The organism is Streptomyces sp. NPDC005303, assembly GCF_040607335.1.
In the GTDB taxonomy this organism is placed as follows: Bacteria; Actinomycetota; Actinomycetes; order Streptomycetales; family Streptomycetaceae; genus Streptomyces.
Genome location: NZ_JBEXGM010000001.1, coordinates 79,788 through 92,761 on the forward strand (window position 1 = coordinate 79,788; position 12,974 = coordinate 92,761).

The window sequence follows — 12,974 nt, forward strand, 5'->3', positions numbered from 1 at the left end:
TCGATGAGCAAGACCACACCCGCCACCCCCGACGCCCCCACCACCGCCGACGCTCCCGTCGGCGACCAGGACCTCGGGGCCGCCGGCTCCCAGCTGTCCACCGCGCCCACCGACAGCCTGAGCATGCCCGCCCTGGGCGTGATCGGCTGGGCCCGCTGGTTCTGGCGCCAGCTGACCTCCATGCGGGTCGCGCTGCTGCTGCTCCTGCTGGTGGCGCTCGGCGCGATCCCCGGCTCGCTGATCCCGCAGACCGGGACCGACGCCACGAAGGTCGCCGACTTCGTCAAGAACAACCCCACCCTCGGGGACGTCTACGGCAAGCTCGGCCTCTTCCACGTCTACAGCTCGGTGTGGTTCTCCGCGGTCTACATCCTGCTGTTCGTCTCCCTCATCGGCTGCATCGTGCCCCGCACCTGGCAGTTCGTGGGGCAGCTGCGCAGCCGGCCGCCGGGCGCCCCCAAGCGGCTGACCCGGCTGCCCGCCTACACCACCTGGCGCACCGAGGCCGAGCCCGAGCAGGTCCGCGAGGCCGCGCTCACCCTGCTGAAGAAGCGTCGCTTCCGCGCCCACCTCACCGGGGACAACGTCGCCGGTGAGAAGGGCTATCTGCGCGAGGTCGGCAACCTCGCCTTCCACATCGCGCTGATCGTGATGCTGACCGCCTTCGCCTGGGGCCAGCTCTTCAAGTCCGAGGGCAACAAGCTGGTCGTCGAGGGCGACGGCTTCTCCAACACCCTCACCCAGTACGACGACTTCAAGTCCGGGAACCTCTTCGACACCGGCGATCTGGTGCCGCTCAGCTTCACGCTGGACAAGTTCACCGGCACCTACGAGACCAGCGGCCCCAACAAGGGCACCCCGCGCCTCTACCAGGCCGCCATCACCTACAGCGAGGGCGCCTACGGCAAGGACCACAAGACCCTCGTCAAGGTCAACGAGCCGCTGGAGATCAGCGACGCGAAGGTCTACCTCACGGCCCACGGCTACGCCCCCCTCATCACGGTCCGGGACGGCAAGGGCAACGTCGTCTTCCACGACGCGGTCGCGATGCTGCCGCTCGACTCCAACGTCACCTCCACCGGTGTGATCAAGGTCCTCGACGGCTACAAGAACCCCAAGGGCGTCAGCGAGCAGCTGGGCATCTCGGCCTTCTTCCTGCCGACCTACACCAAGGGCAGCGAGACGGCCTCCACCTTCCCCGCGCTGAACAACCCGGTGCTCAACCTCACGCCGTACCACGGCGACCTGGGTGTCGACTCGGGCATCCCGCAGAGCGTGTACCAGCTCGACAAGTCGCATGTGAAGGACTTCAAGGACGCCAAGGGCCAGGAGCTCAGGGAGAACCTGAAGCCCGGCCAGACCATGAAGCTCCCGAACGGCGCCGGCTCGGTCACCTACGAGGGCACCAAGCAGTGGGCGAACTTCCAGGTCGTCCAGCAGCCCGCCAGTGGCTGGGCCCTCGGCGGCGCCCTCACCGCGATCTTCGGCCTGGCCGCGTCCCTGTTCATCCAGCGCCGCCGGGTGTGGGTGCGGGCGGTGCGCGGCGACGACGGGGTGACGGTCGTGGAGATGGCCGGCCTCGGCCGCAGCGAGTCGGCGAAGGTGCCTGAAGAGCTGGGCGAGCTGGCGGGGATCCTGTACGACCAGACCCCGGCCGAGTCGACCCACCCAGGGGCGCGGGGAACCGCGCGACAAGCCCCCACGGACCCGCAGCCGACCGACGACATCGAACCCCGAGAAGCACCCTCTGAAGGGTCTGAAAAGTGACTCTCGCCACCGCCACCAACGAGCACCTCGCCAACATCAGCAACACGCTGATCTACTCCTCCATGGCCGTCTACACCCTGGCCTTCTTCGCCTACATCGCCGAATGGCTCCTCGGCAGCCGCAGCAAGGTCGGCCGGACCGCCGCCGCGCTCACCGCCGACACGAAGGCCAAGGCCAAGGCGCCCGCCGTCACCGTGAACCAGGGCGGCAGCACCGCCGTACTGGAGCGGCCGCAGGTCGTGGTGCGGTCGGCGGCAGGGTCGCGGGACGTGCCCGACGGGCCCGGGGCACACGGTGGGGACGAGCAGGGCGACCTCTACGGGCGTATCGCCATCTCCCTCACGGTGCTCGCCTTCCTCGTCGAGCTCGGCGGGGTCGTCGCCCGCGCGGCCTCGGTGGAGCGGGCGCCCTGGGGCAACATGTACGAGTTCAACATCACCTTCTCCACGGTGGCCGTCGCCGTGTACCTGGGGCTGCTGGCCCTGAAGAAGAACGTGCGCTGGCTCGGGCTGTTCCTGGTCACCACGGTCCTCCTCGATCTCGGCCTCGCCGTCACGGTCTTGTACACCGCCAGCGACCAGTTGGTTCCCGCCCTTCACTCGTACTGGCTGTACATCCACGTCTCCACCGCGATCTTCTGCGGCGCGGTGTTCTACGTCGGCGCGGTCGCCACGATCCTGTACCTCTTCAAGGACAGCTACGAGAACAAGATCGCGTCCGGCGGCACCCCCGGCAGGTTCGCCAACTCCGTCCTCGACCGGCTGCCGGCCTCCGCGAGCCTCGACAAGTTCGCCTACCGCGTCAACGCGGCCGTCTTCCCGCTGTGGACGTTCACGATCATCGCGGGCGCGATCTGGGCCGGCGACGCCTGGGGCCGCTACTGGGGCTGGGACCCGAAGGAGACCTGGTCGTTCATCACCTGGGTCGCCTACGCCTGCTACCTGCACGCCCGTGCCACGGCGGGCTGGAAGGGCCGCAAGGCCGCCTACCTGGCGATGATCGCCTTCGGCTGCTGGCTGTTCAACTACTACGGCGTCAACATCTTCGTCTCCGGAAAGCACTCGTACGCAGGCGTCTGAGCCCTCGACGGGCCACCCTGGTGTCATGACCGGTTTTGTGGAACAGGGCAGCAGCCAGACGCACGGCGGCACCCGCATCCTGCACTTCCTGGTGCGGCTGCCGGCGCCCATGGAGACGGTCTGGCCGGCGGTGGCCACCGCGGAGGGGCTCGCGGCCTGGTGGACCGGTCCCGCGGAACTCGAACCCCGGCTCGGCGGCGCGGTCGTGCTGCCGGGCCTCGGGCCGGGGCAGATCACCGCGTGGGACGTGGACCGGATCGCCGAGTACACGCTGGAACGGGACGGGCGGGTCCGGTTCCATCTGGAGCGCGACGGCGACGACGGGGCGGTGCTGCGCTTCACGCACGAACACGAGGGGGAGGGCGAGACCGAGCCCGCATGGCGGGCCCGGTTCGAGCGTCTGCTGGAAACCCTCGGCCCCGCCCTATGACCCCCGCCCTATGAGGGCGGCAGGCACTCCTTCGTCGGCGGCTTCCCCTCCGGCCAGGCGATCCGTACGAAGCGGGCCGTGCCCTGCGGGGTCAGTTCCACGATAGGGACGGCCTTGTCGTACGGGTTGCCGTGGTTGTCGAGGCAGATCCAGCCGCTCGCGCCGTCGACGCGCTGCTGGGTGCCCTTGATGAGCCGCCACTCGTTGCGGACCTCTTCGAGGGTGGGGATGTCCTTGGTGCCCTTGGCGAACCGGATGCCCTGGTACGTCAGCCGCATCGCGTCGTAGGCGATGATCAGCTGGCCGTCCTCCAGGTCGACGTCACCGATCGGGCCCACCTTGTCGCCCTGGCCCGCCAGTACCAGCTCCTGGAGGACCTTGGCGTCCGCGGTCGAACCCCCGGTCGCGGGCGGGGACTTCAGCCACGCGTCCGGGTGGCCGAGCGCGGTGTAGCGGACGGTGAGGTTGCGGTTCAGGGCGTCCCGGTCCAGGTCCTTGTCGCCGGTGAGGTAGGACGCCTCGTCGCCGGTGAGCAGGGTCAGCCTGCGCTTCTGGCAGCCGCGTTCGCCGAGCGCGTTGATGAACTGGCGTAGCTGGGTGTGGCGTCCGGCGAACAGGATGGTGTCGGTGCCGGCGTCCGTGTCGCAGACCAGGTGGGTGATCTGCTCGAAGTCGTTGGCGGTGGAGCCCTCCAGGCTGCGGTCGTCGGGCGGGTTGAACGACCAGGGGGCGTACGGCGATCCCTTGAGCAGTTTCTCGAAGGAGCGCTGGAGTGTCAGCGAGTACGGGTCGCCGTTGTCCTTGTCGTCCGCCTTCTGGTCGTAGACCAGGACCGCCTTGTCGGCGGCGACCCGGGCGAAGGAGGTGAGCGCGCGGGCCTCGTCGGTGTTGGTGGGGGCGACCCGGGCGAGCCCGGGGAAGGGGTCCTTGCCGCGCTGGCCGTTGGCGAGGTTGTCGGCGGTGATGGAGGTGCCGACCACCGCGATGCCGCGGGCGGTGAGTGCGGTGACGGCCCGTTTGTTGTTGGCGGTGCTCAGCCCGACCCCGGCGACCGCCCGCAGCCGGTCCTTCCCCCCGGTCATGCTCTCCAGCTGGTCGACGGTGTGCTCCCAATGGGCGCCGGTGGCACCGGGGTTGGCGAGCACCAGCCGGATCGCGGGGACGGTCCCGTTGGACCGGTGGTTGGCCTGGTACTGCGCGAGGTACGCGCCCTGGAGCTCGTGCAGCACGTCACCGAGGTTGTCGGCGTCGGTCGCGGTGAAGGGCTCCAGCAGGGCCACGGTGACGTACGGGCCCTTGATGGACCTGTTCTCGCGGTCGATCGCCCGGACGACCGGCCGCAGCGGGGCCCTGCCCCAGTCGTAGGCGGTCGCCGAGACGCCCACGCACTCGTCGTCGCCCTCCGCTCTGACGACCCCGGCCGCGCAGGAGCGGTCGTCGTGGGCGAGGGTGCGGACGGCGAGCACCAGGCCCGCGGTCACCACCACGGCGAGCACGATCGCGATGTACCGGCGCAGCGGAATCTCCCACACGCCCTCCCGCAGCCACGTTCCGAAGCCCCTGCCGGCCATCACGCCTCCCCCTCGCCGTCGCTGTCGTCGTCGTCCGGGATGCGCAGCGGCCGCCCCGCCAGGGCGTCCTCGGGCCAGTCCCGGGAGGCCCTCCACAGCAGCGCATTGCCGGCCGGGCGCAGGTTGGACAGCTGCTCCAGCTCGAAGCGCAGCCGGTCGCAGACCTTCGGGTCGGGCAGCGCGAGCGGGTCGGTCAGCTGCCACACGGCGTGCAGCAGCCGTCGTATCCGCAGGTGCAGTACGGGGTCCGCTTCGGCCATGGAGTCCGGCACCCGCTGTGCGGCGTCCGTGTGGCCGAGCGCGATCGCCGCACGCCGGTCGTCGCGGGCCGCGAAGTCGTGGCCCTCGGCGTCGTGCGCGTGGAAGTACGGCGCCGAGGCGACGAAGCGCAGGGTGCGCAGCCAGGTGCGGGTGTCCAGGGCGGTGAAGGTGTCACGCAGGTGGGCGACGGCCGACTCCGTGGTGCCGAGGGCGAGTTCGTGGTGCAGGCGGTAGCGGGCGCGGGTCTCGTCCGGGCCGGTCGGCGCGTAGTACCCGATCAGCGTCTCGTGGGCCTCGCGCCAGCGCCCGTGGTCGGCGGAGCGGTGGTGCAGCCGGAGCAGCAGCAGCGTCCGCACGAAGGGATCGCCGACGAACCGGCCCGGCACCTCCGGCAGCCCCTCCTCGACGAGCCGGGTCTGCAGGGCCCGTACGTCGGCCGGCCCGAAGTCGTCCGGCAGGAGGGCCTCGGCGAGCGCGGTGGCGGAGTCGTGGTCGTGGGCGGCGGCCAGCACGGTCAGCTCGTCCAGCCGGTCGGCGGGCACGAGCCGGTCCAGGAGTTCGACGTAGGCGGGCCTGCCGTCGCGGTCCTCGTGCAGCCGTACGTCCGAGGTGAGCAGTTCGCCGAGGTAGGCCGTGCCGTTCTGTGCGGCGGACTCGGTGAGCAGCGTGATGCCGAGCGGGTTGCCGCCGGTCAGCCGGTGGACGGCGTGCGGCAGTTGGGGCGGCACCTGGTGCTCGTCGACGATGTGCAGGGTGTCGTCGGCGGTCAGCGGCGGCAGGGAGACCACTAGGGCGCGCGAGGAGGGCGAGGCGGGGTCGGGCGTCCAGTCGGTGCGCCGGGCGACCTCGGGGAGGGTGTGCCGTACGGCGTTGCGCAGGGCGGGGCGGCCGGTGCCGCGCAGCGCGGTGATGAAGACGACCTGGTCGGCGATGCCCTCGGAGCGGTCGCGCAGGACGGGGTCGGTGAGGCCGGGGCCGGGCGCGGCCTGGGCGTTGTCGACGAGGACGAGGGGGCGGCCCAGGCGCTGCATGCGGGGCAGTACGCCGGTGTAGGCGTCGGTGAGGTCGGCGAGCAGGGCGCGGACCAGATGGCGCTCGGCGTGCTCGCGGGAGGTGCCGCCGGCTCTGAAGTGCCCGGACAGCAGCATGAGTCCGCGCCGGGCGTTGCGGCTCGCGTTGGGGTAGTCCCGCCACCAGGTGGCCGCGCGCTGCTGGCGGCGGTGGACGAAGCTGTCGGAGATGGACTCCAGGGTCGCCTCGATGGCGGAGGACAGCAGCGGCCCGGTGCCGGTCGCGGCGGCGGCGACGTTGGCGGCGACCCGCCCGGCCCAGCGCCCGGCGAACCCGGCGATCCACGACCCGCTCTCGTTGAGCAGCAGGATCCGCTCGACCTCGCGCCGGATCCGTTCCGAGTCGGCGTCCCGCCACCCTCCGGCGGCGACCGCGACCAGGCCCGACATCAGCCGCGGGAAGGTGATCCGCCCGGCGCCGGTCACCGGCTCCGCGAGCTGTTCGGCGATCACCAGCAGCGCCTGCGACACCGGCGACCAGGCCTCGGGGTCCCGGCCCGCGGGCGGCGCCCCGAACTCGGCGGCCTCGCAGTCGATCAGGGCGACCGGGGTGTGCCCCTGGTAGGCCCGCCGCAGCTCGGCGAGCAGGGCGCTCTTGCCCGTGCCGCGGGCGCCGGTGAGCACGACGAAGGGGAGTTCCTGCGGATGTTCCACCGCGACGGCCCGGTGCTGGTGCGGCCGCAGTCCCACGAGCCGTGGTGCGAGCCCCGGTGATTCCGTGTCGAACAGCGCCCCGCGCCCGTGCAGCTGTCTGTGCACCCGCATTCCCCCCATGCGCGCTGTGTATCAATTACAGGGTACGGAGGGGGAGTTGGTTCGGACTAGATCGCGTGATGTCCGTTGAGTTACGAAAGTGTCGCTACCGGACGCTCAGGGGTCCGCTCGGAGTACGAGTTCCAGCAGCCCCGGGAACCGTGCGTCGAATTCCGCCCGCCGCAGCCGGTTGACGCGCCGCGGCCCCTCGTCCCGCTGCTCGACGAGCACGGGCAAGCTGTCGCTGCGGGTCGGTGCCTGACCGGCGTGCGGGGCCGTCCGGCTGCTGGACATTTCGCGGGGAATTTTGACACGGTGGGGTGCGCCGGCCCGTAATCGAACACGTGGTCGATGACGCCTTTCGGGAGGCCCGTCGTGTCCCTCTCCTTCTATGCCGAGCAGAGCGTGTTCTCCGACCCGGGCGAACTCGCCGGTCTCTACGACGGGTTGCCGCGCGATCCCGCGCAACTGGCACGTCTCGTATGGGATGTGATGATCCATCGGCTTGAAGCCGACCTCTTCGGTCACACCCATCCTGCCGACCGGCTCCACAACGACGCGGAGTCCCGCTACATCGACGTCGTCCTGCGCCTCCTCACCGAGCGGAACGACGCCCCGCTGACCGTGCGGCGCGAGCCCGGTGACCGGTTCGTCGGGATCTGCCGAGACTTCACGCTGCTGCACGTCTCGCTCCTGCGCCACGTCGGCATCCCGGCCCGGCTGCGGTCCGGGTTCGCCGACTACTTCGGGACGGACGGCTTCCACCACGACCATGTGGTCACCGAGTACTGGGACGCGGAACGGGGCTGGCTGCTGGCGGACGCGCAGCTGACCGACCCCGAGATCACCGCCAACTGGCCGGTGGACTTCGATCCGATGGACGTTCCCCGGTCGCGGTTCCTCGTCGCCGGCGAGGCCTGGCGGGCGATCCGGGAGGGCGGGGCGGACGAGGCCGGCTTCGGGCTGCATCCGCCGACCGAGGGGCCGTTCTTCGGGGAGTGGTTCGTGGCCGGGAACATCCGGCTCGACCTCGCCGCGCTCAACAAGGTGGAGACCTTGCTGTGGGACGTCTGGGGCGAGGACGACGGTGAGCCGGGAACGGCCTTGCCGCAGGCCTCGCGGGAGTTCTACGACCGGGTCGCGCCGGTGGTGAGCGGGGAGGTGTCCTTCGAGGCCGTGCGGCAGCTGTTCGCCGAGGAGGACGGGCTGCGGACGCCGCCGACGGTCACGTGTTACGCGCCCTTCAACGGGCCGCATCAGGTCACGCTGCGTTAAGCGGTTCGCCTGAAGTGCGGCGCCGTCGTGGCCGGTCGCGTCCGCATCCCTGTGGGGCGCTCGACCACCCGGTGTGCGCAGGTCGCCGTCAGCAGCTCGCCCAGCAGGTCCGGGTCGTCTATCTCCAGGCCCAGCAACGACTCGATGCGCTCCAGGCGCTGGTACAGGGACTGGCGGCCTATGTGGAGCAGAGCCGCCGTGCGGGTCGGGGAGCAGCCGTTGCGGAGGTGGACCTCCAGGGTGCGGACCAGGTCGCTCGGATGGGCCGCCTCCCAGGCCAGCAACGGCCCCAGGGCGTGCTGCACCAGGGCCGCCAGGCGTTCCCGGTTGGCGTCCACCCCGCCCCGCGTCAGCTCCCGCTCCAGCGCCAGGGCCCGGGACGAGGTCACCAGCGGGCCCTCGGGGGCGCCCGGTTCGGCCGACGGGACGGTCAACGCGAGTTCCAGTGTCGTACGGGCCGCCCGCAGCGTGTCGCTCCAGCGCAGCCAGCCGCCGTCGGAGGCGGACACGGCGTGCCCCACGGCGACCGTGAGTCCGGGGGCCGCCGTGGTGCGGAAGACCTCCTGGACCGCCTTCACCGGGTCACCGGGGCGGCCGGCCCCGGGCAGGGACAGCAGTGCCAGGACGTCGCCCGGGAACGCGGCCCGCATCGCCCCGGCCCCGCCCAGCAGCCGTACCGCGCGGTCGACGGTGCTCACGTCCCCCGTGCCGTGCAGCGACACCCCGATCAGCCGGGCCCCCGGGCTCGGATGGAACCCGGCGAGCGCCGCCCGCGCCTCCACCTCCGGCTGGTTCAGCGCCGCCCGGTCGGCGAGGTCGGCGAGCAGGGCCGCCGTATGGTCGTCGCCCCACGGCCGTACCACCGAACGGCCGGACAGCCCGCGGGCGACGATCGCCCGGTTGGCGGCCTCCGTGATCCGTACGAAGGGCACGACCCGGTGCATCGCCAGCAGCGGCAGCTCACGGCGGCGGGCCTCGTCGACCACCTCCGGGGGCATCACCGGCAGGGACCGTCCGACCTCCACCGCGAGCCCGGCGGCGCCCCGGGCGGACAGCTCGCGGACGTACCGGCGGCGGACCTCCTCGTCGGGGTCGGTCAGCCCGAAACCGTTGGTGAGCAGGAGCTCGCCGCCGTCCAGGAAGTTCGCGCCCTCGTAGACCTCGCTCGAGTGCACCCAGCGCACCGGGCGGTCCAGCGCGGTGTGTCCGGCCAGCAGTTCGGGCTCGGCGGCCCGGACCGGGTCGAGGGCCAGGATCTCGCGAAGGGTGAGTGCGGGCATGCGCGCCTCCCGACAGTTCGTCCGGCTGTGGGCTGCCGGGAGAGTACTTTCCGCACGTTGCCCTCGTGTTTCGGCCACAGCAGAGTGAGAGACATGGATCAGGCACAGGCACACGAGTGGCTCGCCACCGCCGTCGCGGAGGCCCGCGCCGGGCTCGCCGAGGGCGGCATCCCCATCGGGGCCGCGCTCTACGGCGCCGACGGCACCCTCCTCGGGCGCGGCCACAACCGGCGCGTCCAGGACGACGACCCCTCCACGCACGCGGAGACGGACGCCTTCCGGGCGGCGGGACGACAGCGGTCGTACCGCGGTACGACGATGGTGACCACCCTCTCGCCCTGCTGGTACTGCTCCGGACTGGTCCGGCAGTTCGGGATCGGGCGGGTCGTCGTCGGGGAGGCCACCACCTTCCACGGCGGCCACGACTGGCTCGCCGAGCACGGCGTGGAGATCGTGCTCGTCGACGATCCCGAGTGCGTCCGGATGATGACCGACTTCATCGAGAAGAACCCGGCACTGTGGAATGAGGACATCGGTGAGTGAGCCCCGCATCCCCACCATCGACCTGCGCCCCTGGGTGGACGGCGACGCCGAGACCCGCGCGGCGATCGCCAGGACCGTCGACGAGGCGCTTCGGACGGCCGGATTCCTGCTGGTCACCGGCCACGGAGTCGACCCGGCCCTGCGCACCCGGATCCGGGAGGCGGCGCGGACCTTCTTCCGCCTGCCCGCGGAGACGAAGAGGGAGTACGAGGCGAAGGTCGGCGGCCGCGGCTGGCTCGGCCCGGGCGCCGAGGCCAACGGCTACTCGGAGGGGACCGAGACCCCGCCGGACCTCAAGGAGTCGCTGACCTTCGCGACGCACGAGCCCTTCGAGGACCCGGTCGTCAACGCGGAGTGGTACGCGCCGAACGTCTGGCCCGCCGAGGTGCCGGAACTGCGGACGCTGTGCGAGGAGTACCTGGAGCAAATGGGCGAGCTGGAGAAGCGGCTGCTCTCCCTCCTCGGTGACGCCCTCGGGCTCGAACCCGACTTCTTCTCCCGGCACATGGACCACCCGACCTACGGCTTCAACATCAACTGGTACCCGGGGACCGACGTCATCGGGGAGCCGCAGCCCGGCCAGTTCCGCATCGGCCCGCACACCGACTTCGGCACGGTCACGATCCTCGACCGGCAGGCCGGCAAGGGCGGCCTCCAGGTCTTCACGGACGAGGGCGGCTGGGAGGACGCGCCCTTCGACCCCGACGCCTTCACCATCAACATCGGTGACCTGCTGGCCCGTTGGACGGGGGACCGCTGGCGGTCCGGCCGGCACCGGGTACTGCCGCCGCCGGCCGACGCCCCCGCCGAAGAGCTGATGTCCCTGGTCTACTTCGGCGAGTGCACCCCGGGCACGACCGTCGAGTCCGTCCCGGCACCGGTCGGACGGGTGGCGTACGAACCCGTCGACTCCCACACCTACCTGCGGGCGAAGCTGGACTCGATCACGGTCACCTGAGGAGAGCGCGGTGCGCGCGGGCGGGCTGCACGGTCGTCACCCGACCGGCGACCGGCGCCGCAGCGCCGCGTACAGCACCGCGCTCACCACGAAGCCGACCACGGGCGTGACGTCCCCGAACGACGGCCAGTGCTCCGGTACGTAGCCGACGTAGTCCTCCTGGTTGGAGAAGAGGGGGACGGAGACCGCCACTCCGATCAACAGGGCCGCGAGACCGGGCCAGTTGGTGAAGGCGCGGTCGGTGAGGCGGGCCGTCAGCTGCTCCTGGGGCACCCGCGCCTGCAGCCACCGCTCCACCAGGACCACGCCCAGCCAGGGCGCCACCCAGTACGCGATCACCAGCAGGAACGCCTCGTAGGCCGCCCCCGCGTCGGAGAGCGAGGCCCACGCCGCCGCCGTACCCGCGACCCCGGACACCACGACCAGCACGCTCCGGCTCAGCCAGGCGGGGAGGTTCAGGCCGAAGGAGGCGATCGAGATCGCGCCGGAGTACACGTTGAGGGCGTTGGCCGAGACCCCGCCCAGGATGATCGCGAGCAGGACCAGGTCACCCAGCCAGCCGGGGAGATGGCCGGTGAACGCCGCCGTGGGGGTCGCGTCCTTCGGGGCCGCGATGGTCGCCGAGGCCGCCCCGATCACGGCCACCACGGTGACCGACAGGAACAGGCCCAGCGCCGGGTACAGGACCGTCCTGGCCTTGTTCGCCGTACGGGGGAGATAGCGCGAGTAGTCCGAGGCGTACGGGTTCCAGCCCGCCGCGTATCCCCAGGCCGCGCTGAACGCGAGCAGGAAGCCGCCGATGCCACCGCCGGTGCCGCCCCCGCCGAGATCGGCGTCCTTGAAGGTCCACACCCCGGCCAGCAGGAAGACCACCGCGAGGGCGGGGAAGGCGTACTTCTCGAAGACGTGGACGAAGTTGTGGCCGATGAAGCCGATCAGGATCTCGGCGGCCACCACGAGGAGGAGGGACGGCAGCGGGCGCAGCCCGGTCAGGGTGTTGAGCGCGAAGGCCGCGCTGACGCTGTTGACCGCGAACCAGCCGACGCCCGCCACCAGGCCGTTGGCCGCGGCGGGCAGGATGTTGCCGCGGTGCCCGAAGGAGAAGCGGCCGATCACCATCTGCGGCACCCCGAACCGGGGTCCGTCCAGGGACAGGACGCCCTGGGTGATCGCGCCGAGGGCGGTGCCGAGCACGATGGCGGCCGTGGCCTGCCAGAAGCTCAGGCCGAAGAAGAGGACCGCGATCACGCCGATGAAGACGGTCGCGAACTCGATGTTCGGGGAGGCCCAGGTCCACAGCAGCTGGAGCGGGCCACCGTGGCGTTCGGCCTCGGGGATGGGTTCCGAGCCCGCCGTCTCGACGGCGATGACCTTGTCACCGTATGCGGGAGCGAGGGTGCCGGCGGAGTCGGCGGGAGCTGTCGTCATGCGAGGTAAGTGTCCGGTTCCCGCCGGGCCCCGCCCAGGGGCGCATTGTCCGCTTTCGGGGCCTCGGCGGCGTACAAGGTGTAGGTGTCGCCCAGGTGCCGGGTCAGCTGTCCCTGGGGCCCTCGCCCTGCTCCCGGCGCTTGAGCTCCTCCTCGCGGCGGCGCAGGTCGGCCTCCCAGTCCTTCAGCAGGGCCTCGTCCTTCTTGTGTTCGGCCTTGAGGGAGTTCAGGAACTCGGGGTTGTCGTCGGGGGCGACGTACTCCATGCGGTGGTTGCGGTGCCACTCGGAGGGGGTGCGGCCGTTCACCGGCGGGGTACGCAGCTTGCCCGCGGCGAGCCAGGCGATCGGGCCGACGATCCAGAAGAGCAGGATGATGAAGACCCAGGCGATCTTGGGAAGGTGCTTCGCCTCGTCCTCGGGGGTGTTGAGGCAGTCGATGAACGCGTAGATGGTCAGCGCCAGCGGAATCAGGTACATCAGCAGCCGGAACATGTGCTTTTGGCCCCCCAGGGAACGTTGTGTGGAGCCTGTGACGGGCCCCTGACGGGGTCAGGGTAG

Annotated in this window: 11 protein-coding genes and 1 pseudogene; 6 read left to right on the forward strand and 6 right to left on the reverse strand. The window is 71.4% G+C overall.

The window, feature by feature from the left end; genetic code table 11:
* The first annotated feature begins 3 nt into the window (after positions 1-3).
* From ABZT93_RS00390 to ABZT93_RS00400, 3 genes are read left to right on the forward strand one after another with little or no spacing between them, the layout of a single operon-like run.
* Positions 4-1,767, forward strand: a complete 1,764-nt coding sequence (locus ABZT93_RS00390) for a cytochrome c biogenesis protein ResB (RefSeq protein WP_356096751.1) — start codon at positions 4-6, stop codon at positions 1,765-1,767.
* A complete protein-coding gene (gene ccsB, locus ABZT93_RS00395) occupies positions 1,764-2,846 on the forward strand; it encodes a c-type cytochrome biogenesis protein CcsB (protein ID WP_356096754.1) in 1,083 nt (360 codons plus the stop codon). The genes ABZT93_RS00390 and ccsB overlap by 4 nt, the downstream gene beginning before the upstream one ends.
* Before the next feature lie 25 nt (positions 2,847-2,871).
* Positions 2,872-3,276 carry an SRPBCC domain-containing protein gene (locus ABZT93_RS00400; protein WP_356096757.1) on the forward strand — a complete coding sequence of 135 codons (405 nt, stop codon included), beginning with the start codon at positions 2,872-2,874 and terminating at the stop codon, positions 3,274-3,276.
* Between the two features lie 8 nt (positions 3,277-3,284).
* On the opposite strand, the gene ABZT93_RS00405 is transcribed toward ABZT93_RS00400, so the two are convergent.
* The 3 genes and pseudogenes from ABZT93_RS00405 to ABZT93_RS00415 all read right to left on the reverse strand — a co-directional run.
* Complete coding sequence (locus ABZT93_RS00405; protein ID WP_356096760.1) at positions 3,285-4,847, reverse strand: hypothetical protein; 1,563 nt, start codon at positions 4,845-4,847, stop codon at positions 3,285-3,287.
* Positions 4,847-6,943: a hypothetical protein gene (locus ABZT93_RS00410; RefSeq protein WP_356098365.1), complete on the reverse strand. Its 2,097-nt coding sequence runs from the start codon at positions 6,941-6,943 to the stop codon at positions 4,847-4,849. The genes ABZT93_RS00405 and ABZT93_RS00410 overlap by 1 nt, the downstream gene beginning before the upstream one ends.
* Positions 6,944-7,048: 105 nt before the next feature.
* Positions 7,049-7,159, reverse strand: a pseudogene (locus ABZT93_RS00415) (transcriptional regulator); the annotation flags it as partial.
* 147 nt (positions 7,160-7,306) lie between these two features.
* Here ABZT93_RS00415 and ABZT93_RS00420 point away from each other — a divergent pair.
* Complete coding sequence (locus tag ABZT93_RS00420; protein WP_356096763.1) at positions 7,307-8,206, forward strand: transglutaminase domain-containing protein; 900 nt, start codon at positions 7,307-7,309, stop codon at positions 8,204-8,206.
* Here ABZT93_RS00420 and ABZT93_RS00425 read toward each other — a convergent pair.
* Positions 8,203-9,486: a PucR family transcriptional regulator gene (locus tag ABZT93_RS00425; protein WP_356096766.1), complete on the reverse strand. Its 1,284-nt coding sequence runs from the start codon at positions 9,484-9,486 to the stop codon at positions 8,203-8,205. The two genes, ABZT93_RS00420 and ABZT93_RS00425, sit on opposite strands and share 4 nt — an antisense overlap.
* 93 nt (positions 9,487-9,579) lie before the next feature.
* On the opposite strand from ABZT93_RS00425, the gene ABZT93_RS00430 reads away from it, so the two are divergent.
* Together ABZT93_RS00430 and ABZT93_RS00435 are read left to right on the forward strand one after the other, a co-directional pair.
* The gene (locus ABZT93_RS00430; RefSeq protein WP_356096769.1) at positions 9,580-10,029 is read left to right on the forward strand and encodes a nucleoside deaminase; all 450 of its coding nucleotides are present in this window, start codon (positions 9,580-9,582) and stop codon (positions 10,027-10,029) included.
* Positions 10,010-10,987, forward strand: coding sequence for a 2-oxoglutarate and iron-dependent oxygenase domain-containing protein (locus ABZT93_RS00435; RefSeq protein ID WP_356096772.1), 978 nt, complete (start codon positions 10,010-10,012; stop codon positions 10,985-10,987). Before ABZT93_RS00430 ends, ABZT93_RS00435 begins: the two co-directional genes overlap by 20 nt.
* Positions 10,988-11,023: 36 nt before the next feature.
* Here the strand turns inward: ABZT93_RS00435 and ABZT93_RS00440 are convergent, their stop codons facing one another.
* Positions 11,024-12,415, reverse strand: coding sequence for a cytosine permease (locus tag ABZT93_RS00440; RefSeq protein WP_356096775.1), 1,392 nt, complete (start codon positions 12,413-12,415; stop codon positions 11,024-11,026).
* Positions 12,416-12,518: 103 nt separating this feature from the next.
* The gene (locus ABZT93_RS00445) at positions 12,519-12,908 is read right to left on the reverse strand and encodes a PLD nuclease N-terminal domain-containing protein (RefSeq protein WP_356096778.1); all 390 of its coding nucleotides are present in this window, start codon (positions 12,906-12,908) and stop codon (positions 12,519-12,521) included.
* Positions 12,909-12,974 lie beyond the last annotated feature (66 nt).